Here is a 24,563-nt window from a genome sequence, read left to right on the forward strand (position 1 = left end):
TACATTCAATATCTAATAACTGGATTTAAACGTTAGATATTTGAATTTCATAAATTAAGATGCTTAAAGGATAAAATTAAAAAACTGATTTTAGATAAGAAGGCATAAGGGTTAGTTGCTTTACGTTCTCAGTCTTTTTTTAACTGCCAAAAAATAGGTTAATAAAATGTAAGACAAGTACTTATGATGTTATTTACCTCTTTAAAGTATAGTTTAAATTAAACTAGAATTGTCTTTTTAAATGGATCGGAATTATTTTCTCTTTAATCATCTGTCCGAATATTACTCTAGTAAGGAATGGTTTTGCAAAAAATACCTCTTCTGAAATACTTCTTCTGAAACGCACCTTTGTTTATAGCTTATATAGTTAAAGTTTATACAGCAACAATGTGAGGTAACTATGCCTCGATACGTGACGCGTAGTGAAGATGATGTATGCATTAAACAGCATGCTGCATGTTTTATATCTGAAAATTGACTTTGGAAGTAAAGAGGAGAATTAAGTAAAGCAAATCAGGTCACCAATTATAAGACTAGTGAAAAAACTATAACAGCTATTCGTTTCAATGCGTCAGCTTTTCGAACCCATGGAAAAAAATAAGAAGATTTTTAAAGATGAGCCGTATATAATAGCCATAGGGGCCTCTGCGGGAGGCATGGAAGCTATCCATTTGCTTTTTGACAATACGCCTGAGGATGGAGTTGCATATGTGATTATTCAGCACCTCTCCCCGGATCATAAAAGTTTTATGGCAGAACTCCTCGAAAAACATAGCAAACTGCAAATATCAGTTGCTGAAAATGAGATGTTAGTTGAGTCCAATCATGTTTATCTGATGCCGAAAGGCAAGAATATGACAATAAGGGGCAGAAGCTTGATTCTGGCAGATAACAAAGCTTCAAAGCCCCACAAATCCATAGACATATTTTTTGATTCCCTGGCAAAGAGCCATGGCGATAAAAGCATTGCAATCATCCTTTCCGGTACCGGGTCGGATGGTACCAAAGGAATTGCAACCATCAAAAAAAACGGCGGCTTTGTAATCGTTCAGGATCCAGCAAGTGCAAAGTTTGATGGTATGCCAAACAGTGCCATCGACTCGGGAAATGTGGATGTCATACTTAGTCCTGATTTAATTCCAGATGAAATCATCTTACACCTCAAGCGGGATTTATTGGAAATTAATTATGCAGATAAGCTTTCCGAAAAAAATGAAGCCGAATTTTTGAAAATACTCGGATTGATACAGAAACACACGCCATTGGATTTTTCAGAATATAGACGTCCAACTATAATCAGAAGGATTTATCTCAGGATGGCAAAAAATAAGATTACATCACTGGCAGATTATGCTGATTTTTTAGAGACTAATCTTGCAGAAATTAATAATCTTGCCAAAGAATTTTTAATAAGTGTGACTAAATTTTTTAGAGATGAAGAAGCTTTTGAGGTGATTCATCAAAAAATCATTCCTGAACTTGTTGAGAACAAAATACAGGGGGAAACGCTGAAAGTGTGGGTAGTAGGCTGTGCTACGGGAGAAGAGGCATATTCGTTGGCAATACTTATCGCAGAGTGCCTCTCAGAGGTCAAGAGAACTCTTGAAGTTAAAATATTTGCAAGTGACATTGACAAATCAGCTCTCAGTCACGCATCAAAAGGGGTATATCCTGAGAGTATCAAAAATGATGTTTCAAAAGATCGATTAGATAAGTTTTTTGTCAAAAAAAAGGATCATTACAAGGTAATTGACAACATTAGGAAGATGCTTATTTTTGCTGACCATAATATTGTAAATCAGCCTCCTTACGGAAAAATAGATCTGATAAGCTGTCGGAATCTTCTCATTTACATCAATCCTGTTTTACAAAAGAAAATCCTTTCCTCCCTTCATTTCTGTCTTAATTTGGAAGGGTATTTATTTTTAGGCCCAAGTGAAAGTTTGGGTGATTTAAAACATTCTTTTATCGAAGTGGACAAGAGATGGAAAATATACAAGAATATAGAATTGGTTCGGAATTTCCGGGATACCACCTATAGTATTCCAGGCTTGGATAGGCAATTGGTCAAATTGAACAAGAATACCTCTCCTCCCAAAGGTGCAGAAAGAGGTAATCTAAATGAGCTCATTAATCACTCACTTCTGAGTGTCTGTGGTTATGAGGCAGCAATATGGATTGACACGGATTTTAAGATCCTTCAGACTTTTGGGAATTTTGAGAAATATCTCCTTCCTAAAATTTTTAATTTCAACCTGCTTGAAATGTTGCCTGCGGAACTTTCCATTGCTACTTCGACCACGATCCATAAAGTATTGAAGAATGAGAAGAATGCAACTATTGGGAAAGTACGATATAAAATCAATGATACTATCCATTCAGTCAAGGTTTTCGCCAAGCCGTTTCTGTCAGAAAATGATTCATCCCAAACCGTTATTCTAGTATTATTTAGCGATGATCTCTCAAAAACTCCCAGTGAAACTGAAATCTTCGGTATTGAAGAGCATACCCATAAGCATATTGAAGACCTGAAAGATGAAATTTTGGCAACCAAGCTAAAATTGAGTGATGCCAACATAGCATTGGACTTATCCAGCGAAGATATCTCATCTTACAATGAAGAACTCATTTCGAGCAATGAGGAAATGCAGAGTGTAAATGAGGAACTTCAATCACTCAATGAAGAATTGCAAACGGTAAACAATGAGTACCAGCTAAAAATAAAAGAGTTGGCCGAATTGAATGATGAGTTAAATAACTACTTCAGATCCACTGTCAATGCCCAGCTCTATGTTGACAAGGATCTTGTTCTCAGAAAATTTACGCCTTCCGCTGTTCTGCAGATCAACCTTCAAGAAAGTGATTTAGGAAGGGTTTTAAGTGATATATCTACGAAGATACGATTCTCCACCTTAATAGAGGATATCGGAAAAGTGATCTCGTCTTCCGACACTATAGAAAAGGAGGTTCAAACCTTGGATGGCCATTGGTACCAGATGGTCTGTATTCCTTATGTCAAACAACAGGATAATAGCCGTGATGGAGTGATTATTACTTTTAACGATATAACTGAAATAAAAAAGACTCAGGACAAACTGTCAAGAATTAATGCAGATCATAATACGTTTATTTATGCCGTATCCCATGATTTGAAAGGCCCTATGAGTAATTTGGGTAGTATCGTTTCGCTTTTAAAAGAGGGTGATGCTTCCCGGCATGATTTAAATGAATTGGTTGAGTTGTTGGAAAAATCTACAGTCAATCTCAATAACATCATTCACGAACTATCAGATATAGCCAAAATAGAAAGTGAAATTGACGTTCAGGAAGGTGTTAATTTAAAAGAACTACTGAATGAAGTAGAGTTGAGTTTAAAAGACAAAATTCAGGATTCAGGAGCAAAAATTAGGTTAGATTTAAAGGAGCCGGAAATTCAATTTTCTAAAAAGAATTTAAGAAGAATCCTGTTTAACCTGATGAGTAATGCCATTAAATATAAGTCACCTGATCGAGTTCCAGAAGTGACCATTCGGACAGAAAAATCCAATGACTTCATCATTCTATCAATTCAGGACAATGGATTGGGGATTTCTGAAAAGAAAAAACTTAAAATATTCGGGATTTTTCAGCGGGCGCACAGTCATGTAGAAGGCAGCGGGATAGGTTTATATCTGGTGAAAAAAACAATTACCAATGCAGGAGGAGATATAGAAGTAGAAAGTGAAGACGGAAAAGGCTCAACCTTTACAATTTATTTTCCAGTTATCCGGTAACATTAGAAATCTCTTAGTTTTTTGGGTGCATAAGTTCTTGATCATTTGGTCATTCGTACATAAAGAGATAGACCCCGCGCTTTTAGAATTTTACTCTCGGAACCATTCCTGGAAATTCAAGCTGCTAACGCCATAAAAGCAAAACATTTAGTAGAATTATTTTGATGGGCATATGTCCTCAGCTTGCTGGATGAAAGAGTAGTTGAATATTTTGCGTATGAATTCTTCATGAATTGAACAAAGCTTAATTGATTTTCGGCAACAAGTTTTGAAAATTCACCCAACACTTTTTTCACGAAGTAATCCTTCGTTGTTAGCAGCTCTTTATATTCATATACAGCTGTCAAATAATCATTACTAGGGGTTTACTACTAAATAAAGTAAACTACTTTTTGTATAAAGTAGTAAGTACTGGCTCTTCCCGACTGGAATGTCTTCTACATAATGAGGATTTATTTCCTTAGAAATATGCTAGTTCTACACCTCCAGAATGAGATTTTTCTATTCATCGTGCCTAGATCGCTAAAAAGAGATCAATTTAATAATATGGCTATGTATTTGGATAATACATGATAGAATATATCACTAATGTACTATTAGTTTTATTCCGTTGAAAAGTAATTAAGAAAGTACTTGAGCAATTAACAATTAATGCTCTCGAATGATTTTGTTCCCTTCAATGGAGGTAATCAAAATGACATACACTGTTTACTTCTATTGCAAAGTAAATAGGATGTGTTTAATAAATTATAAAATCAATTACATCTTATTTTAAAATAAAAAATTATGAACACTACCGACAAATCTGCTGAAATTTTAAATGATTTAGTAGAAATTAACAATGACCGAATTGAGGGTTACGAAAAAGCGATCGAGAATTTAAAACAGGAAGACAATGATTTGAAACCGTTATTCGTTTCACTGATAGGAGAAAGTCAGAAATGTAGATTAGCTCTTTCTAATGAGTTGAACGTATTAAAAACTGACACCGAACAGGGGTATACTACCTCGGGTAAACTCTATAGAGCTTGGATGGATGTGAAGGCCGTATTTACTGGTCACGACAGAAAAAGTGTTCTAGAAAATTGTGAGTTTGGAGAAGACGCAGCACAAAAGGCTTATAAGGATGCAGCAAATGATGAAGATTTGCCCGCTCATTTGAAAGAATTAGTAAATAGTCAGAAGGCTACGTTAAAGCAGTCTCATGATAAAATTAAAATGCTTAGAGATCAAGTTGCTTAGTACGTAAATCAATCCTCTTAACTAATTTTAGTCAAATACACACCCTTTTTATATAAACGTAAAAAGGGTGTGTATTTTTTTTTTAAAACCTTAAATTTTTAAATAAGTTAAAATTATCCATGTTGAATACTTTATGCCATCAAATTTTATCCAATAAAAAATGGTTGAATAATTAAGCGGTTGGCTATGGCTATTAACTATTTTTTTCTTATGATAGAAGCTCGATAATTTCCATATTATGTTGCATGCCAGCATGATCTACAGCCATAAAGCCTCTATTATCCGTGATGATTTTATCAGCCCCAGAAGCTAATAATAATTTTACCATATCTTTTCTCCCAAACATACTTGCAAACATTAATGCTGTTCCACCGTTTCCGTGTCTTGCATTAACATCAGCCCCATTGTTCAATAATAGTTTAGCGATCTCAGGATATCCCTTGAAGCAAACTCCCATTAATGCGGTATTGCCACTGATATCGGTCGCATTGATATCAGCATGATTTTTCAGTAATATTTCAGTTGCTTCAAGTTGGTTGTTGTAGGTAGCAATAATCAGAGGTGTATAGCCCTTTTCATCTTTACCATTAATATCCGCACCTTCTGATATAAGTTGCTCAATCATTTCACAATTGCCAGTTCTGGCTGAGTCAATAAGTTCTTTCATAAAATAGCCTGTTTTAAAAAAAGGGGAGCTGCATTAGCTCCCCTGTAGTTATATTTAAGCTGGAATTTTACCTAGTTTCTCACGTTCAAAGAACCTATGGTTGCCTATTGCTTTTATAAATTGCCCAGAAAGCTGAGTATCTGATGAGCTTCCTATCAGTAGACCCACATCTTTCAAGCCAGCAAGATCCTTTTTCGCATAGTTATTCACATAGCTAATTTCTATCAATTCCTTACCATTCTCATCAGCTGCGATAGCCTTGCAATGCAAGAAGGCTTCATCAATGAAATGAACTGCTTTAGGAGTTAGCTTGAGTGTTTCTATACTCTTCTTTCCGGAAGGGACATAGATTGCATCAACTAGTACCGACGAGAAGGTTAGAAAACTATGATCAACCTTTATACTTTTGCCAGAATTGTCTGTTATAAATCCTGATTTTGGAGCTATAATCTTTACAATTGCGCCTTCCGCTTCCAATGCTTCTTTCATTACAGAAACTGAATTTGCATCAACTCCGTCGGCAGTTAAAAATGCAATTTGCCTGGTCTTAATATTACCCTTCACAGTATTCGACATGCTTAATGCAGGGGAAGTTTGAAGACTAGGAGTCACTTTGATAGGCTGATAATCTTGCGGATTAGCATCCGCACCAAACTGGTGATTGATTGGCTGTTCAGGCTCTTTTACTTCTAAAGCCAAACCTTCGGCTACTTTCATGGCCAAACTAGCATCAACCTGATTTATTAAACCTACCATACGTTGGCGGATTTTTGGAATATCTACCTTACCTAGTTCAAAGCAAAATGCTTCTACTATATGATTTTGTTCAGGTTCTGATAAACTGTTATAAAATAACGCAGGTTGGCTGAAGAAATCCATAAAGCTTTTGCTTCTCGCTCTCACTTTATTCGCATCGACTCGTTCCTGATAAGTGGCAAAACCTCCTTCGCTTACTTTCGCTTGCTCGGGATATCCCTTACCAATAGAATTCGGATGATAACTGGTTTTTCCTTTATTAATTTCCATCCTAGCAATACCATCCCTCTGATTGTTATGTATTGGATTAACAGGTCTATTAATAGGGATCTCATGGAAATTAGGACCCCCTAAGCGACTGAGTTGTGTATCTGTATAAGAGAATAACCTTCCTTGCAATAAGGGGTCATTGGTAAAATCGATGCCCGGGACTATATGCCCTGGGTGGAAAGCAACTTGTTCTGTTTCTGCGAAGAAATTCTCGGGATTACGATTTAGCGTCATTTTACCGATTTTTTGAACTGGAATAATTTCTTCTGGGATCAGTTTGGTTGGATCCAGCAAATCAAAATCAAACTTATGTTCATCTTCTTCTGGCACTATTTGTACTCCTAGTTCCCATTCCGGAAAAGCACCACTATCTATCGCATCATATAAATCACGGCGGTGGAAATCAGGGTCCTGACCGTTAATTTTCAAAGCTTCATCCCATACTACTGAGTGCGTGCCTAAAAGTGGCTTCCAATGAAATTTTACAAAATGTGCTTTTCCTTCCTCATTTATGAGTCGGAAAGTATGAATTCCAAAGCCTTCCATCATTCGTAGACTTCTCGGAATTGCTCTATCGCTCATCAACCACATCACATTGTGCATGGTCTCCGGGGATAGCGAAACAAAATCCCAAAATGTATTGTGAGCTGAGGCGGCCTGAGGAATTTCATTATGTGGTTCTGGCTTGACAGCGTGAACCAAATCAGGAAACTTGATGGCATCCTGAATAAAGAAAATTGGCATATTATTTCCTACCAAATCGTATATCCCTTCCTCTGTATAGAATTTTACGGCAAAGCCACGAACATCTCTGGGAACATCAGGCGAACCTCGAAATCCTGCTACTGTTGAGAAACGGGTGAAAACCGGAGTTTCTCTTTCTGGATTTGTTAAAAATGCTGCCTTGGTATATTTACTAATTGAATTGTCGTATACCTTGAATACACCATGAGCTCCCGATCCTCTTGCATGAACAATTCTTTCAGGAATTCTCTCATGGTCAAAGTGCGTTATTTTTTCCCTTAAAATAAAATCCTCAAGGAGTGTGGCACCTCGATCTCCTGCTTTTAAGGAATTGGTATCATCATTAATTTTTAGGCCTTGGTTGGTAGTCATTTTTTCATTTTGACTGTCCTCCATATTACCTGCAAGATCTTCCTGCTTTTTGTTAGTGTTGTCTTTCTGATCTGATTTTGAGCTTTCCATTTGTTTAAGTTTATGAGTTGTGGAGTGAGCTAAATAAGATCAATCTTTATTCCAGTAGATTGAAGGCAAAATTTCTCGTGGACATTTACATTTCATTTATAGAAAAGCCTGGAAAATGTATTTGCATGGGTGGTAGCTTATTATTAGATATTATGCGATTAAAGTGCCCTTCTAATGCTTAATTGCTCATGCCTACACATATTTCTAAAATCTTAATCCCTGGTAAAGAACCTCTTAGTAATACTTGACAATGCAATAAATTCAATGGAGTGGACTACTATTGCGGGTACTAAACAGCTATCATATAGAGAAAAAAACTGGACAAAATGGTAATGGAATTACCCATAAAAAGTTATGGTCGCCAGCTGGTATTAGGATTAAATTTTGATGTTTGAAACCTTCTGGTTTTAGTATTAATAACTTGCTAGTTAGAATTCATTATGGTCATCATAGTAAATTTCAAACGTCCTAAATAGTGAGTTCTTTGGAAGGGTAATGTGGACTTAAGGCTTAACTGTGACAATGATTCTTTTGTATCTAGTAAGGGTAGGAGATCCCCGGTCTGTGACAGCTAGAATAATATGCATTGTTCCTAGTCTTTCAGCCCGTGGAATTATAAAATAGGCATTTGCAGAATCTGAATTTTCAATCTTTAAAGGAGTTGCTGTCGCCCCGTTCGTATGCGTATAGGTTCCAGGTTCTCCGTAGTAAAACCATCGGTAGGATAAACCATCTCCATCTGGATCAATGCTGCCTTCTGCACTGAGTTCGATTCGATCTCCCACTTTTGCATTGATTGATTCCGGAGTTTTTAGATTTATAACCGGTGGATGATTTGCATCCTTATATTCTTTGATAGTCCAGTCCATTCTCGCTACAAAATCATTTTGAAAGGCTTCTCTCCAGCGAAAAATAGTCGCTTTGTTATTGGTGTGCCATTCTCCATCAAAGCCTAAAACTTCGTCTTGGGCGTCGGTCCATAGGGCATGAGTCTCAGGCTCGGAAAACCATTTTTCCGTTCTCGGTTGATAATACTCGTATCTACCACCCCAGTTTCCGTAGTCTGGCCGCTCAGGATTTCCCATCCCGGTATGAATCAAATGCATAAAACTAGGTGAGTCTCCTTCCATCAAATAGTCCATCTGTGGGTACTCTGCACCCAACGGTCCCTTGCTACGAATGTGCTCATCCAGCCAAGGATTATCCACTATTTCGAAATTACCACCAGCAAAACGTCCATGAAATTTATCTCCACTGATTCCAGACCATGTGCCATGATGATATGCTCCAAAAGGATGTATGCCTGGACTGGCGATATAAAATAATTCAGGAAATGTCTTCCTTAGCCAAGGTCCGCTATCATCTTGATCGAAAATCGTGTAAACCCGCAATTTTGAGACAAACTCAGCTACTTTCTCAGGTGAGCGGGTTTCTTTTACTTTCCAGAGTGCTTGTGCAAGGCAGTTTGGACCTCCCCAGACCAATACCCATACCGGTCTTTCATCATCTGAATCCACTGATTTGATAATCAATTCTGAGCCTTCTGAATCCATTCCTTCACCTACAGCTTCCATTCCATACTTGGGAATTCCTTCTTTAAGAATGGATTTCAAATATTCTTCAGTAGGATAACCTTCTTCGTGTTTTTCTAAATTGTCACGGACTTTTCCATAAGCTGTTAAAATTTCACGAATTCTCCATGCTGCAAGTTTATCCCGCTGATGCCGGGAAGTAGTAGCGACGAGTCCTTCCACATCCCATTGATTTGAATAGGTTAAAAAGCGAACCAAAGACATCGCATCATCAGGCTCATTTTCAATATCCGTTAGGACAATTATTCGTTCCTTTTCTGTTGTGCTTTGTGCAAAAAGGTCTGTGTGTCCAAAAAATAAAATGCTAAAAAAAATGAGGTTATACTTTAGCTGTTGATTCATGGGTTATAAGTTAAAGGTAAAATGAAGTCTAGCTTCAATGGGTTATTTTGCTTTTAAAATCAATATGGCATCTTCCCAGCCTTGTGGAGGAGTCAGTTGGCGAACCTCGCCTGCCTGGAATTCTTTCGCTTGATTTATCCTGCCTTCACTTGGGTCAAACCAATGTGCTTCTGCCGTTTTGTCAAGTATGTTTTTTATGGTTGCTTCGGAGATATTGGAGAAATAGACGAGAAGCATTTGTCCGGATGCTAGTTTGACAGCAGTTTTAAGACTTTCATCTGAACTTTCAGTGCCTTGTAAGATGCTCTGGTCTGGAATCCATTCGGACCAATTATTCTCGGTAAGAAAGTCTTTTGCAAGTTGGGTAAATTGAACTGCACCGGGGAAATTCAATGCTTGTTGCCAGGTATAGCCACAACTATAATCCCCCCGATTGCCTCTCATTGGCCAGATAGGACTAGCTCCATACGTGTGGCCTGCACCTCCGGCAAAGAAAGTATGGTAAACCTGGCGGCGCAAACGAACGGGAGTCACCCAGCCACAATAATGGCCATAAGCTCCAAATTCATAAGAACCCTCTAGAAATAGCGCTGGTTTTTTGGGATTATCAAGCTTGTATTCACGAATCATGGCAGGATAGACTTCCTGCACTTCCTTCCATACTTCCACTCCATTTGCAGTAATCCATGCATCTTGGTGAAACCAATTGGAGGAGTTTTGATTTACGTCCCCATCAGGGTGGTAGGTGATAAACAGTTCTTGCCAAGCGGGGTCAGCTTTGTCCCATTGTAAAGATTTTCCAGTTACTCCAGAGGCTAATCCTTCTGCCATTGCCCTAAATACAGCACGGGAATCCACGGTATTTTCTTCCGCTGGGGTTCCTTCAGGATTATAAAGACCTTTGGCATCTCCTCCCAAAACCCAGAGAATGTGTGGCTCATTCTGGTATCTATTTCCTAGAAAAGCTCCGTATTCTTTCGCTTCCTGTTCTGTAAATTCTACATGTGCCCCGCCAAATTGCTTTGAGATATATGCTCTACCCCAATTCGGAAGTAGCGCGATGTACATGTTTCGCTGTTTGATGGCATCGATGATGTAATCTGCATGATCCCAATAATCATTTGGGGCTTCCGGACTGCCTCCATCCACTAGCAAAGGCTCAGCTGTATTTGGGTTGTCCTCATCTCCTGTGAACGGTTTATGGCCATAAGCATTGGCAGCATTATGAGGACCATTCTCAATTCCACCGCCGTGAGGATACCAAAATGCTACAGATTGAATGACATTGAAACCTATCTTCTGTCTGTTATCCAGGTATTCATCGACTTCTTCACGTGTGAGTTGCTGAAACATGCCCCAGCCCGTATCTCCAATCCAAAGAAACGGTGTGCCATCAGCATGTTCAATATAATGTCCGTTGGTGGCGACTTCGAGTTTGCCATGGCTCTCCCAAGGTGCCTGTGCAAACACATTTACTGAAGATAGAAGTATGACTAGCGTAAAAATTAAGTGTCTTTCCATGGTTACTTTGGTTTTCATGTTGGGTTATTTTAAAAATACAAATTATCCGCTACTTTGCCAGTAGGGTTGAATTGACACTGTAAAAGATAGCTTAGTATGACTCGTTTCCCAATTAAATTCAGCTAGTGCGTAATTCCGTATCATCATAGACGTTAAACTTTAAATAAAATCGAGGATGACTCAAGAGACACACAATAGGATGATTATAATGTATGCGAGATTCCTTCCGATAACAATTGGGATGACCATTGAAAAACAATTATAAACAGATGAAAATCCCGTTAAAGGCGGACGACATATAGGGGGATGATTATATAGTGTATCCACCGTTTCAGCACATTTGCTTGTTGTTAGGGCGCGATGGGCTGTCGCAGCAGCGGGCCAGGCGGCTGTCCCGATAGCTATCGGGATGTGCGCGGAAGCTTTGCTGCGACTTGGCTTTTTGCCTGCCTGTCCGGTAGGCAGGGTTCTTTTGGGCCAAGCCAAAAGAACAGAGAAATCGAGCCTGCCTGAGTCAGACAGGCATAACTCAAGCGTCACACTGAGGGGTGTTTATAAAACCTGCAAAATTCTATCCCGATTTTCGGAACAGGTAATGACCTTTAAAAATCAAATTATAATCATATGAAAAAGCCTAAGAGATTAATTATTATTTTACTTCTTGCTGGATTTTCCTGTGAAGTAAATGAAGCTGAGGAACCAGTAGTGGAAGAGGTACTTAACAAAGATTACCCTTTGATTTTGCTTCAGTCAGATCTTTTCACTCCTCCAGGGCAGATAAGGTCAATAGATTTCTCTCAGTTTGAATTTGAACGGCACATTTCGAGAACTGACCTCTACTATGATAAAGATGGAAACAATATTCTTTCAATAGGGATCAATATGACCGAACCCTCCGAAGGACAGAATTTTGCCAAATTAGATACAATTGGAGCGACTGTTTACATCTATGAATTAGATCAGCTTTTGGAGGAACATAACTATGATTTCAGGAATGGAAATTTTGGGATTTCTGGTTCGAGAACATATTCCTTTGATGATTTGGGTAGACGATATCAAGAGTTTGACCAAAATGAAGTCCTTCGTGCAACCTATTTCTATAATGATTCTGGACAGTTGGAATCCAAAAAGTATGGTGAAAATCAAGAAATGGAGTGGGATCAATTTATATATGATGATCAGGATAGGTTGTTAAGACAAGTGTATTGGGGATCAGGAGATGCTCCACTAAGAGATTTCTATTATAGGTATAATGCGCTTGGTAAGTTAGAGGCAAAAGAGACTTGGGAGTTGGGATCAGATTCTAGGAAAGACGCATTCCAATATTTTTATAACGGAGAAAATCAATTGGTTGAAGAAATTGAATATGATCCTAATTTTGGTTTTATCCAGCTGATGAAGAAAGAGTACAGCTATTTTTCCACAGATTGAATCCAATTTTTGGATCAGTTAATTAGGAAAAAGTTATGCCTGATTTTCGACTTTCCATTATTTGTAGAAAAACTCGATACGATTCATTTGGATATTAAAAGTAAAAGCGGCTCGATTTGATTTTTGGAGCCGCTTGAAGTAAGAGAAAAGTTGATGAGTATGTTGGAGAGTTATGATCGATTAAAATAGCTCGATTAATTGTAAATGAGATTTTATTGCTGTGAGAAAGTTTATTTCACGAAAATTGGTTTATTTCCAATTTGTAGTATAATCTCTACCCCTTGCGTTTCTATGATTAACTATGCCCAAAGATCGTTTTTGCTCATTTTTTTATTGGTTGTTTCTAGCTCTCTTTCCGCTGAGTCACTGCTCGAAGTCAGGGTTAACTTAGCAGGGTACCCAACTCATTCACCTAAAAAAGCGCTTGTACTGAGTCAAGAGAAATTGAAAAATAAAATTCTTTTGAAAAGGGAGAGCGGGGAAGTGGTTGTAACCTTTAAACTGACAGAACTGGAATCAGCATGGCATCCATTTTCCCACGCTTATTCAATTGATTTTTCTACCATCACAGAGCAGGGGAAATATTTTTTTGAAATTAACGACAAACAGATTAAAAGTGAAGTTTTCTCCATTGGAGTATATCCTGATTGGCAGGAAGATGTAGTGAGTTTTATAAGGACTCAGCGATGCGGTTTCAATCCATTCACGGGTCAATTCTGTCACCAACAGGATGGTCTGGGTTTTTTTGGAATCAAAGAAGATTCTACCAGAATAGATGCTACCGGAGGATGGCATGATGCGGGTGATCAGTTGAAGTATTTGATAACAAGCAGTAATACAGCCGCTAGATTACTAATGGCTTATCAAATGAATCCAGATGCTTTTATTGATGTGGTAAATGCACGTGGTTTAGCCGGGGGAAATGGTATTCCGGATGTGTTGGACGAAGCTAAATGGGGGTTGGAATGGCTCCTTAAATTACATCCAAGTCCAGGAGAATTGTATCACCAAGTAGCTGATGATAGAGATCATCGCGGATTTAAACTACCACATCAAGATAATGCTGATTATGGATGGGGCCCAAATAGTTTCAGGCCTGTTTATTTTGCTGATGGTCAGCCACAGGGATTATCAAAGTATAAGAGTGAAGCTACTGGAATTGCGAATCTTGCAGGACGATCTGCTGCTGCTCTAGCGTTAGGCTATCAGGTGTTTAGCCAATTTGAAAAATACCGGATTTTTGCTGAGACCTGTTTACAAGCTGCGCTGGATCTTTATGAAATGGGGCAAAAACAAGAAGGATATCAGCAGGGAAATAGTTTTTCGGCTCCATATCGCTATGAAGAAAATACATGGGCTGATGACATGGAGTGGGCAGCTGCTGAACTTTTCAAAATCACAAAACATGAGGATTTCCTTGATGAGGCCCGTAACTATGCTGAAATCATTAATACATGGTCATGGATGGAAAGGGATACTGCCAGTCATTACGAGATGTATCCCTTTGTTAATATGGGACACTATGCACTTTGGCAGGTAGGTACGGATGATGATAAGGAGAAAATGGCTGGTTACTATGAGCATAATCTCGAGCAAATCCAAAAGCGGGTAGATAGAAATCCGTATGGTGTAGGTCATTTGTTTATCTGGTGCTCCAATAACCTTGCAGCAGCTGTTGCCACTCAAGCTATGCTTTATGAAGAGATGACAGGTTCTCAAAAGTTTAGACCCTTGATGCAAGACCACATCAACTGGCTTTTGGGTTTGAATCCTTGGGGAAGCAGTATGATAACGGGGTTACCTGAAGGAGCGGATTTTCCTGTGGATGTGCACATGCCTTTTTGGAGGATTTTAAATAAATCAGTGAAAGGAAGTCTCGTGGATGGACCACTTTGGTCTACCATACATGACCTAATGCTTGGGATAGAACTAGAACAAAAAGATGAATACAGTCACCTTCAACCCACGCATGTAAAATACATGGATGATTGGATGGACTACAGTACCAATGAGCCTACGCTGGATGGATCCGCAGAATTGCTCATGATTTTAACATACCTGAACTATGATTAGGTATATTTTTTCAATTCTATTCTTCATACTGATTAATACAACCCAAGCGCAAGTAACTATTGATAACTATGGTGCCATAGTCCGATCTGATACCAGTCAAAAGACGGTCTATTTGTGTTTTACCGGTCATGATTATGTTGAGGGATTTGATCTTGTGCTTGATGTTTTAAAGGAAACTAATAGTAAAGGCAATTTCTTTTTGACTGGAGATTTTGTTAGAAATCACCCACACTTGGTTACAAAAATGGCAAAAGCAGGACATTTGGTAGGGGCTCATTCTGACAAACATCTCCTGTATTGTGATTGGGATAAAAGAGATAGTTTATTGATTCGGCCAAATGAGATCCAAAAGGATATTTTAGAGAATGTGCGAGAGTTGGAAAGACTTGGAATTTCCCCTAAAATATTCATGCCTCCCTATGAATGGTATAATACTGAAGTAGTAGAAATTGCATCAGAGTTAGACCAGACCACTGTGAATTTCTCACCTGGTACACGTTCAAATGCAGACTATACAACTCCTGATATGCGGAATTATATTTCCAGTATGGATATTTTAACGAGTATTTATAGCTATGAATCCAGCTATGGATTAAATGGATTTCATTTACTTATCCACCCGGGGACTGACCCCCTACGGAAGGATAAGTTTTATTTCCATTTGGAGGGCCTGATCAAAGAATTACGGCATAGAGGTTATGGTTTTGACACCTTTTAAACGAATTTTCTGATTCTCACAAATAATATCACTGCCTTAGTAAAGTAGATAATCGTCCACAACTGCCCTTAATAATCAATTTCCCCTTTTTCAATAAGAGCAGGTAAGAAAGTGGATGTACATAAAATCATGTAAAATGTATTCATTTTACCGCGTCGACATTATTTCTAACTTTAGAAGTTTAGGACACTTTTTAAAACTATAAAAAAATGCTGGGGGTGCCTTTTGATTTTTGGATGTTTTTAGCAGGACTTGGTATATTCCTTTTCGGAATGCGTCATTTGGAGGACGGAATCAAAGGTCTTGCAGGAAAATCATTTCAACACTTTATCAAACGATTTACCAATAGAAGTTGGAAAGGTATACTCACCGGAACATTTGTAACCGCAATCCTGCAAAGCAGTTCCATGGTGACATTGCTTGTCCTTGCCTTTCTTGGAGCGGGAATGCTATCCTTAAAGAATGCCTTGGGGGTTGTTCTTGGAGCAAATCTGGGGACAACAATCACTGCATGGATAGTGGCTACTCTTGGTTTTAAAATGAACATTGCTGATTTTTCGTTTCCGTTTCTGGCAGTTGGAATTTTGTCATATTTATTTTTGGAGAGTAGACCGGTTTTAAAAAATATCGGAGGTTTTTTAATAGGTTTTGGGCTGTTGTTTCTGGGGCTTGATTTTATGAAAGACGCACTTGATAAGGTTGCTGGCCAGATTGATATTACCACTTTTGCACAGTATGGACTTTGGGCTTTTTTACTTCTAGGATTGATTGTGACGGCTTTGGTACAATCGAGCTCTGCGATGATTGTAATAATTTTAAGCACGCTGAATGCAGGGTTGATCGATGTCTATCAATCCTTTGCAATGATAATAGGTGCCAATATGGGGACAACTTCCACATTGCTCCTGGGGTCAATTGGAGGAACGGCAGACAAAAAACGACTTGCCATTGCCAATGTGATATTTAATTTGACAGCAGGAATCATCATCTTTCTGTTTTTAAAACAAGTAGTTGATGGCGCATATACTTTTTTCAATATGATCGATCCCTTGATGGAACTTGTTTTGTTAAACACTCTCTTAAACTTGGTAGGGATTTTACTTTTTTTACCATTTTTGGGTGCTTTCCAGAATTTTTTAAAGAAACGTTTCAAAAGTGCTGAACCTTCAGGTGAAACGCTGTATGTAAAAAATATTTCTGCTGAATTCCCTGTTGTGGCTCTCAAGGCAATAAAGGATGAATTGGATCAGATGTATAGTTATGTCCAGGATTTTGTATATCATAGTTTTGCTCTTGGATCTGTATCACCAAAGTCCTCTGGATGGAAGTCAATTTTCCAAACAGCAATTAATATCAATGAGAAATATGATAAAATAAAACGAATAGAAGATGAATTATCAAGCTTTTATGCACTGCTACAAGAGCAGAATCTAAATACAAGTGAATCTGAAGAGTTAACTTCAAGCATGCTGTCTCTTCGATCTCTGGTGTATGGAGCCAAGGATATCAAGGATGTTGCCCATAATATCAAATACATGGCCGAAAGTGAAGATCCACTAGCTAATGAAGTTTTAAGCAGGTTACAAGCTTTCGTAAAAACTCAGACTGAAGCTGTGTATGTAAATGGTCAGGGAAAAGGTGAAAACACCTTGATTTTGAAAGAAATGATAGATAAGAATGAGGTCTTTTATGAAGAAATGATTGCCTTTTTATACGAGAACATTAAAAACCATTCAAAAAAGGGTGTCCCCATTTCTACAATGGTCAATGTGATAAAGCAAACCGTTTCTTCTATGAGCAATTTATGCATCGCTTTTCAGGTAAAGCAAAACGAAATTGAAACTGTTGAAATCTAAAAAATTGTAAACATTTCAACTGCTTTATTTACACTAGTTTTCACTGGTGGTTTGCAACCTTAACGGGTTTTTTGATATCTTATACAGGACATAGTTCTTGAAACCTGTTAGTCCCGAATATCGCGTTAGATCTCCTGTATCTGAAGCTATCGATGGGTCGCTGACAGGACTTCAATTATACCTCAAAAACCTAAATTTTTCATCAAACAAACCTAAGGTAGCTAGGGGGGAGACCATGAAATGCTCCGTTAAAGCGAACTAAGTCTTAAAAATTAAAACCAATAAACTCATTCCCATGAAACAGTTTTTTGCTTGCATCAGCCTTTTGATTTTAATGAGTGGAACCGGAGTTTTTGCCCAGACACTTAACATGGACAATTATTTTGCCTGGTGCATTGTGCCATTCGACAATCTAAACCGTTCCCCCGAACAGCGGATTGAGATGCTGAAAAATCTTGGTTTTGAATCGTATGCCTATGACTGGCGCGCAGAACACCTGCCCGAAATGGCGAATGAAATCAGTTTGGCCCAGAAAAACGGAATTGAAATGAATGCCGTTTGGATGTGGCTGGATGATAAAGATACAGTTGGAAACCTGTCGGCAAATAACTGGAAAGTGCTTCAGACGCTTGAGGAAAGCGGTCTAAAAACACAAATCTGGGTGAGTTTCCCGGAAGACTATTTCGATAATATGACCGAACAGCAGCGGTTGGAAAAGGCAGTGGACATAGTTGGTTACGTGAGCAGTGAAGCTAAGAGGCTGGATTGCAAAGTGGGATTGTATAACCACGGAGGCTGGTTTTGGACGGCCCGAAAACCTCGTGAAAATTTGTGAAGAACTGGACGGAAACGATGTGGGTATTATCTTCAATTTTCACCACGCACATGAAATGATTGACGAATTCCCGGAACTTGTTCCACTCATGAAATCCCACTTGTGGGTGGTTAATTTGAATGGAATGAATGCTGAAGGTCCAAAAATTCTGCCTATTGGCACCGGCGAAAGTGAGGCTGAAATGCTAGCTGTTTTAAAAAAGAATGGTTTTACCGGTCCTTTTGGCATTTTGGGCCATGTGGAAGAGGCCGATGTGGAACTGGTTTTAAAAGAAAACCTAAATGGATTGAAGGAGGTTTTGGGGAAAAATAAATAGTAGATTTCCTATTTTTAAAGTCTTAAATGTAATCAGTCAGCTACCTACCTACAAAGGCGTAGTATAGCAGCGCTGCAAGCCGGCCTAATCCTAGTCACGGCCTATTATTTATTCAAGCATTGTCCCCGACTGAGCATATGCAACTACGCTTTCCTATCAATTTGAATTTGCATTTCGTACTTCAGATCGTAACTTAATGTTATGGAGCAAGCTTAATTAAGGACAGATAAATGTGGGTTATTAGTAAAGCTGTTTATATATAATTACCCTAGATATTTTTTGGGTTTGGCTTGTAAACAAGCATGTTTTTACAAACTCCCAATCAAGGATTGAAATAGAATTAAAATAATTAACTTTTATAAACTCAACAATTAACCTATTAACCATGGCTTACCTGAAAAAAACCTTTAAAATTCCGATCATTTTGGTCTTCTTTTTAGTCTTTGCTTCCACCGTCATGGCGCAAGATGGGACCATTCACCCACTCGAAGCACCCGCGGAGCCAAAAGCCATTCCACTTGGAACGGGTGGAGTCGATAACCAGCCCGCCCCAGAGACCTGGTTTCGGCAGTGGGGCGATCCAATGGCCCGAAATATCTCTATAGCAACACTTACCCCTTTCCTTCCAGAACCAGGAAAGGCTAACGGTGCTACCGTGATCGTCGCGCCGGGGGGAGGTTTCAGCTGGCTTTCAATGGGCAACGAGGGATGGGAAGTCGCTGAGGCACTAGCGAAAGAGGGAATCACCGCATTCGTCCTTAAATATCGGCTCAACCCAACACCTGAGTCACTCGAAGATTTTACCGCATGGATGAATCGACCTCGTACGGCCCCAGTCCCATCTTCCGATTCTACACAAGCGACGGCACCACCGAGGCCACCCCAGCGAGACTTATCCAATCAACTTGAGGACGCCGAAGCGGCTTATGCTATGATCGTAAAACGTGCTAAGGAGTGGGGTGTCGATACTACAAGAATAGGAATGATCGGATTCTCAGCAGGCGCAGGCCTCACCATGCACTCCACCCTTAATTCTAAGACGATGAAGCTTGCCTTCATCGGACCTATCTATGGGGGAATGGGACCAGTGGAAGTCCCGGAGAATGCACCACCCATGTTTAATGTTATTGCCACTGATGATTTTCTGTTTCTTGGTCAGACTGGTGTGATTGAATCTTGGTACAAAGCAGGCCGACCAGTCGAGTTTCATCTTTACCAGAACGGCGGTCACGGTTTCGGCCTCGGAAATCCCAACCGCACAAGCAATCGCTGGTTCGATGCCTTTATACACTGGCTAGATGTGAATGAGTTTCTTTCTGCTAGTCAAGGGGAATGATTTAAGGAGTAATTCCTTTACTGAGGCTGTCTCATAACTTGGGACAGCCTCTTCTAGTTATATGGAATGCAACTCGGATTTCAGATGAAAAGCTTTTATGTGAAGCTTTCACTTTGCGAATAGGCTAACAGATTGATAATATATAAAATAGAGATGGACTATAGGTAATTAGTCTTGCTTAGCTAATTACAAATTTGTTGTAATATATAAGTATAGTCGAAACACCCAGTCCAAAAGAAATGTAACTGGCAGTGTATTTTCCGATCCAATTTGAGCACCCGTTCTGGTGATTTTGATCATTTTTCAAACAAATCCCAAGCCTTAAATTTTTGTACTAAAACATCTTTTTGGAATGAAGCCTGAAATAACTATTGCACTTACATTTCTTGCAAAAGACACCTTCCTTTTCCCACCTCATTTTTATAAAATCAATACAGATGAATTCTTCCGGAAATTGCAAATTAAAACATTCTTGGTCAGAGTGCTTGATTTTGACCAATTATTCCTTTTTCTATGAGGGTTACCAATTGATTTTCAGTTATTAATCTAAATTGATAGGCTACTGCCAAGATTCCGTATATTCATGTTAAAATTTTTAACTGTAATGATCTCATCATGGAAAATACAGAACTGTCAAATACTCCTTTGTTGAATCCTCGGCTTTCTGAGGATGAAAAATTAGACCAGGTTAATATGGAATGGGAAAGGCTTTATAAGCATTTTAAAGAGAAGGCAGCAACAGGAAAAAAGCATTTTTATTTCTATAAATATGTGAGTATCCTGCTAGCTGCAGTGACTACTATTGTATCTTCTTTACAGTCAATTTACTTATCAACATTCCCTCAATGGATTTTACCGGTGATCAGTGCAGGAGCAACGGTGGCGGTAGCTTTTTTGGGTGCTTCCAGCTCTCAGAAGATTTGGATCAATTCACGGACTACCGGACAGCAACTGCAAACAGAAAAATTTTTTTTTAACCAGCAAGCTGGAATATATAGGACTTCCCAAAATGAAGAAAGCATCAGGTTATTTTCAGAAAGATTGATTCAAATCTGGAATGAAGGCCATGGGAAATGGGAGCAAACGGTAGGAAATGATTAGCAATTAATTAGTGCAAAGGTGAGTTAAGATGTCCTAAAACCGGAAAGACAAACACCTCATAGCCAATCGTTAGCGTTTATTGTAAGATATTCGCAAATAACCAATAGTGAATTACAATCAAAGGCAGATATGAGAAAGGTAATTGCAGCAATCAATATGACACTTGATGGGTTTTGCGACCATACGGTATTTCTGCCAGATGAAGAAATACATCAACATTATGCGGAACTATTACGTGACGCAGATGCGATTCTATACGGAAGAGTAACCTATCAACTTATGCAATTTTGGCAAACTCTGGTAAACAATCCATCAGTTGAAAAATCAATGGATGACTTTGCTGTGGCTATAGACAAAATCCCAAAAATTGTCTTTTCTCATACGCTGAAAGATACAGACCCTAAAGCTATCGGGTGGGACAGTGCTAGATTGTCCAAGCAAACTGTTGAAGAGGAAGTTTTAGAACTCAAACAATCACGCAATGGTGGGAGTAAAGATATTTTTGTTGGCAGTCGGAGTTTAATTATACAGCTAATGAAACTTAATTTGATTGATGAATACCAACTTTGTGTTCACCCTGTAATTGCAGGAAGCGGTTCGCCATTATTTGAAAATATAAACGACAGGACTATTCTTAAACTCATAAAGACTAAAAGCTTTAGTGGTGGTGCAGTAGTGCTTTACTATGAACCGACAAACTAAAATACAACGGACCACAGTTGCACGGTTATTCAGTTTTAAAATATTTGTAAACTCCATTCCGGCGAATAGTATTGAACATTGATGTACANGGTGCAGTAGTGCTTTACTATGAACCGACAAACTAAAATACAACGGACCACAGTTGCACGGTTATTCAGTTTTAAAATATTTGTAAACTCCATTCCGGCGAATAGTATTGAACATTGATGTACATTCTACTCACTCCGAAGACTTTTGACAGGGTTCATCAATGCTGCTTTCAAAGCTTGAAAACTGATAGTAAATAGAGTGATCAGTAGCGCTCCGACTCCGGTTGCGACAAATATGCTCCATGAAATCATCGTGCGGTATTCATATTGTCCAAGCCATTTATTCATGAAATAGATGGAGATAGGAATGGCCAGGCCACAGGAAATAATCACTAATATCACAAAGTCTTTGGAGAGCATTTGCCAAAGACTGAGAACTGATGCGCCCATTACTTTTCGGATCCCAATTTCCTTGGTTCGCTGCTCTGCTATGAAAGCGGCAAGACCAAATAGTCCAAGGCAACTGATCAATAAGGCGAGTGCACTGAATATGGTCGCTAATTTGCCAATACGAACTTCTGACCGGAATTTAGCATCATATGCTTCATCTGCAAAGGTGTAGTCAAAAGGTGCAGATGGAGCGATGCTATTCATCACAGCTTGTATTTTCGGCAAAGCTTCATGAGCGCTGGCAGTTGGATTCATTTTGATATACATCCATGGCATATCACCTTCAGATAGAAAAATGATTGAAGGATCAGTTGGCTCGTAAGGAGAGCCCTTTACCATATCCTTCACCACTCCGAGAATCTGGTAGGTGCCCCTTAACACTCCGTTTGTGGTCCATGTCAAAGATTCACCGACAGGATTTTCCAGTCCCATTACCTTTAATGCTGATTCATTGATGACAATGCCTGATAGGTCTGTAGGAAAATCACGAGAAAAATCACGGCCTTCTATAAATTCCCAGCCAATCGTTTTTCCATACTCATGGGTTACAAAAATGGTATTGAAGGAAGGATCAAACTTTTGATCCCGCCAGGCAAAGCCGCCATTCCATCCCCTTGTATCTGTAATCGAATAGTTAGCCTCTGCGATTTCTTCTACTACTCCTGTACTTTTCAATTCATTTCGAATAGCGTTGTACTTTCCAGTAAATTCTGGAGAGGCGGCGCGAATAGAAATCAAACCTTCACGGGAATATCCAATAGGTCGATTCTTGGCATGCTGTATCTGCTGATATACTATGATGGTTCCGATAATAAGTGAAATGGACACCGTGAACTGCAAAACTACCAGAGATCTTCTGGGTAAAGCAGAAAATCTGCCTCCCTTAAATGTTCCTTTTAATATTTTAATTGGCTTTAATGAAGAGAGAAACAGTGCAGGATAACTACCAGCCAACAATCCTGTAAAAACAGTAAAACAGATACACGCCATCCAAAACTCAATGCTCGCCAAGGGGAGAGAAATCGCTTTATCCGAGACGGAATTGAACCATGGCAGGCTAAGCTGGACAATCAACATGGCTATGACTGCCGCCAAAAAGGCAACCACCAGCGTCTCCCCTAAAAACTGTTGAATGAGCTGACTACGCCGGGAGCCAATTGATTTTCTAATGCCAACTTCTTTGGCTCTTTTCTCCGAACGGGCGGTACTCAGGTTCATAAAGTTGATACAGGCCAACAGCAAAACAAAAATCCCAGTTGCGCTATAATACCAAACCGACATCATACGCTTACTTGTCACAAATTCCCCGTTTTTGTAATCTGAATCCAAATGCCATTTGCTCATGGGGTGGAGAAAAACCTCCGGCTTGGTTTCTTTGCGTTCATCATCCACATGTGGTAGCATTACATCTTTGATAACCTTCGAGATTTCGGCAAAATCTCCTTCAGGATAGATTTGTACATAGATATACACGAAGTAATTCTCCCAGGAATCCAGCGATCCCCACCCATCGATGTATAGATCAAGCGGAGCAAAATAGGAGGCATCATTGAAAGAAGAGTTCTTTGGTAAGTCTTCGTAAACGCCTTTCACAAGTAAATCCCACTTCGCATCCATTTGCACTATCTGATTAATTGGATCAGTATCTCCAAACAATTTTTTAGCAACAGATTCTGAAATCAAGACAGAATTCATGTCTTTAAGTTGACCAGTTCCCTGAATCATCTTTAAGGTCAATATGTCCACACCCTCAGGTTGCATGAAATAGCCACTCTGGGTAAACCTGTTATCTCCGAAAGCAAGGACACGCTCTTCTGTGCGACCACGGATCATAGCGACATTTTTAAAATGTGCAGCATACTCGGTTTTAAGAAGGGTTCCCAGGCCTGTCACATGCGCGATATTGGCTTCCCTTTCTCCACCCCAAACTTCGGAACGATACACTTCGGCAATATCTTCGTAGTTGTCATGATATTTATTGAAAGACAGTTCATCGTAAACCCATAAACCAATCATTATGGCCACTGCCATACCCAGTGCCAGACCTCCAATATTGATCATTGAATAGCCTTTGTTTTTCACCAGATTTCTCCATCCAATTTTAAAATAGCTCTTATACATACCGTAGTTGTTTACAGGTTGATATCCATCCATTTTTTTTACAATTCCCGGCCGGAAAAGCAGCAGAACATCCACTGCAAACTTCCAATCGGCTTTTCTCTTCCCGATTTCTTCCACTCTTTCGCCATACAACTCAATTAGATCTCCCTCAATAGTATCCCTTAAATCCCGGTGGCAAAACCATCGGAAGAAGTGGAGGGGAAGTTTTGGAGGAGAATATTTCATA

At 39.1% G+C, this 24,563-nt stretch carries 16 protein-coding genes; 11 read left to right on the forward strand and 5 right to left on the reverse strand.

The features are described 5' to 3' along the window. Positions 1 to 587 precede the first annotated feature (587 nt). Complete coding sequence (locus tag SYJ56_RS22865) at positions 588 to 3,773, forward strand: chemotaxis protein CheB (RefSeq protein WP_323838298.1); 3,186 nt, start codon at positions 588 to 590, stop codon at positions 3,771 to 3,773. A 786-nt stretch (positions 3,774 to 4,559) separates the two neighbouring features. Continuing rightward, complete coding sequence (locus SYJ56_RS22870; protein WP_323838300.1) at positions 4,560 to 5,015, forward strand: ferritin-like domain-containing protein; 456 nt, start codon at positions 4,560 to 4,562, stop codon at positions 5,013 to 5,015. 208 nt (positions 5,016 to 5,223) lie between these two features. Here SYJ56_RS22870 and SYJ56_RS22875 read toward each other — a convergent pair whose 3' ends face one another. The 4 genes from SYJ56_RS22875 to SYJ56_RS22890 form a co-directional block, all read right to left on the reverse strand. Further along, positions 5,224 to 5,682: an ankyrin repeat domain-containing protein gene (locus SYJ56_RS22875; protein WP_323838301.1), complete on the reverse strand. Its 459-nt coding sequence runs from the start codon at positions 5,680 to 5,682 to the stop codon at positions 5,224 to 5,226. 54 nt (positions 5,683 to 5,736) lie between these two features. Then, complete coding sequence (locus SYJ56_RS22880) at positions 5,737 to 7,914, reverse strand: catalase (protein ID WP_323838302.1); 2,178 nt, start codon at positions 7,912 to 7,914, stop codon at positions 5,737 to 5,739. 503 nt (positions 7,915 to 8,417) lie between these two features. Beyond that, the gene (locus SYJ56_RS22885; protein ID WP_323838303.1) at positions 8,418 to 9,848 is read right to left on the reverse strand and encodes a nucleoside hydrolase-like domain-containing protein; all 1,431 of its coding nucleotides are present in this window, start codon (positions 9,846 to 9,848) and stop codon (positions 8,418 to 8,420) included. 42 nt (positions 9,849 to 9,890) lie between these two features. Then, a complete protein-coding gene (locus SYJ56_RS22890) occupies positions 9,891 to 11,387 on the reverse strand; it encodes a glycoside hydrolase family 140 protein (RefSeq protein WP_323838304.1) in 1,497 nt (498 codons plus the stop codon). A 606-nt stretch (positions 11,388 to 11,993) separates the two neighbouring features. Between SYJ56_RS22890 and SYJ56_RS22895 the strand changes: the two genes are divergently transcribed. From SYJ56_RS22895 to SYJ56_RS22935, 9 genes are all read left to right on the forward strand, one after another. Continuing rightward, a complete protein-coding gene (locus SYJ56_RS22895) occupies positions 11,994 to 12,800 on the forward strand; it encodes a hypothetical protein (protein ID WP_323838305.1) in 807 nt (268 codons plus the stop codon). A gap of 291 nt (positions 12,801 to 13,091) precedes the next feature. After that, the gene (locus SYJ56_RS22900) at positions 13,092 to 14,873 is read left to right on the forward strand and encodes a glycoside hydrolase family 9 protein (protein WP_323838307.1); all 1,782 of its coding nucleotides are present in this window, start codon (positions 13,092 to 13,094) and stop codon (positions 14,871 to 14,873) included. Continuing rightward, entirely contained in the window at positions 14,866 to 15,591 is a 726-nt protein-coding gene (locus SYJ56_RS22905) for a polysaccharide deacetylase family protein (protein ID WP_323838308.1), read from the forward strand. The genes SYJ56_RS22900 and SYJ56_RS22905 overlap by 8 nt, the downstream gene beginning before the upstream one ends. Before the next feature lie 209 nt (positions 15,592 to 15,800). Then, positions 15,801 to 17,447 (forward strand): Na/Pi cotransporter family protein, encoded by a 1,647-nt coding sequence (locus tag SYJ56_RS22910; protein ID WP_323838310.1) that lies wholly within the window; start codon positions 15,801 to 15,803, stop codon positions 17,445 to 17,447. Between the two features lie 295 nt (positions 17,448 to 17,742). Beyond that, positions 17,743 to 18,282 (forward strand): hypothetical protein, encoded by a 540-nt coding sequence (locus SYJ56_RS22915; protein ID WP_323838312.1) that lies wholly within the window; start codon positions 17,743 to 17,745, stop codon positions 18,280 to 18,282. Further along, complete coding sequence (locus tag SYJ56_RS22920; protein ID WP_323838313.1) at positions 18,269 to 18,598, forward strand: hypothetical protein; 330 nt, start codon at positions 18,269 to 18,271, stop codon at positions 18,596 to 18,598. The genes SYJ56_RS22915 and SYJ56_RS22920 overlap by 14 nt, the downstream gene beginning before the upstream one ends. A gap of 385 nt (positions 18,599 to 18,983) precedes the next feature. After that, the gene (locus tag SYJ56_RS22925; protein ID WP_323838314.1) at positions 18,984 to 19,934 is read left to right on the forward strand and encodes an alpha/beta hydrolase; all 951 of its coding nucleotides are present in this window, start codon (positions 18,984 to 18,986) and stop codon (positions 19,932 to 19,934) included. A gap of 615 nt (positions 19,935 to 20,549) precedes the next feature. Beyond that, positions 20,550 to 21,035 (forward strand): DUF4231 domain-containing protein, encoded by a 486-nt coding sequence (locus SYJ56_RS22930; RefSeq protein WP_323838315.1) that lies wholly within the window; start codon positions 20,550 to 20,552, stop codon positions 21,033 to 21,035. Between the two features lie 129 nt (positions 21,036 to 21,164). Continuing rightward, a complete protein-coding gene (locus SYJ56_RS22935) occupies positions 21,165 to 21,737 on the forward strand; it encodes a dihydrofolate reductase family protein (RefSeq protein ID WP_323838317.1) in 573 nt (190 codons plus the stop codon). Between the two features lie 215 nt (positions 21,738 to 21,952). Here the strand turns inward: SYJ56_RS22935 and SYJ56_RS22940 are convergent, their stop codons facing one another. Next, a complete protein-coding gene (locus tag SYJ56_RS22940; RefSeq protein WP_323838319.1) occupies positions 21,953 to 24,562 on the reverse strand; it encodes an ABC transporter permease in 2,610 nt (869 codons plus the stop codon). Position 24,563 lies beyond the last annotated feature (1 nt).

The organism is Algoriphagus aurantiacus (genome assembly GCF_035156405.1).
In the GTDB taxonomy this organism is placed as follows: domain Bacteria; phylum Bacteroidota; class Bacteroidia; order Cytophagales; family Cyclobacteriaceae; genus Algoriphagus; species Algoriphagus aurantiacus.

Coding starts and splice junctions, on each gene's coding strand:
- SYJ56_RS22930 (WP_323838315.1), top strand. CDS start 20,550: ATGGAAAATACAGAACTGTCAAATACTCCTTTGTTGAATCCTCGGCTT.
- SYJ56_RS22895 (WP_323838305.1), top strand. CDS start 11,994: ATGAAAAAGCCTAAGAGATTAATTATTATTTTACTTCTTGCTGGATTT.
- SYJ56_RS22940 (WP_323838319.1), bottom strand. CDS start 24,562: ATGAAATATTCTCCTCCAAAACTTCCCCTCCACTTCTTCCGATGGTTT.
- SYJ56_RS22910 (WP_323838310.1), top strand. CDS start 15,801: ATGCTGGGGGTGCCTTTTGATTTTTGGATGTTTTTAGCAGGACTTGGT.
- SYJ56_RS22870 (WP_323838300.1), top strand. CDS start 4,560: ATGAACACTACCGACAAATCTGCTGAAATTTTAAATGATTTAGTAGAA.
- SYJ56_RS22905 (WP_323838308.1), top strand. CDS start 14,866: ATGATTAGGTATATTTTTTCAATTCTATTCTTCATACTGATTAATACA.
- SYJ56_RS22915 (WP_323838312.1), top strand. CDS start 17,743: ATGAAACAGTTTTTTGCTTGCATCAGCCTTTTGATTTTAATGAGTGGA.
- SYJ56_RS22890 (WP_323838304.1), bottom strand. CDS start 11,387: ATGAAAACCAAAGTAACCATGGAAAGACACTTAATTTTTACGCTAGTC.
- SYJ56_RS22865 (WP_323838298.1), top strand. CDS start 588: ATGGAAAAAAATAAGAAGATTTTTAAAGATGAGCCGTATATAATAGCC.
- SYJ56_RS22885 (WP_323838303.1), bottom strand. CDS start 9,848: ATGAATCAACAGCTAAAGTATAACCTCATTTTTTTTAGCATTTTATTT.
- SYJ56_RS22925 (WP_323838314.1), top strand. CDS start 18,984: ATGGCTTACCTGAAAAAAACCTTTAAAATTCCGATCATTTTGGTCTTC.
- SYJ56_RS22880 (WP_323838302.1), bottom strand. CDS start 7,914: ATGGAAAGCTCAAAATCAGATCAGAAAGACAACACTAACAAAAAGCAG.
- SYJ56_RS22935 (WP_323838317.1), top strand. CDS start 21,165: ATGAGAAAGGTAATTGCAGCAATCAATATGACACTTGATGGGTTTTGC.
- SYJ56_RS22875 (WP_323838301.1), bottom strand. CDS start 5,682: ATGAAAGAACTTATTGACTCAGCCAGAACTGGCAATTGTGAAATGATT.
- SYJ56_RS22900 (WP_323838307.1), top strand. CDS start 13,092: ATGATTAACTATGCCCAAAGATCGTTTTTGCTCATTTTTTTATTGGTT.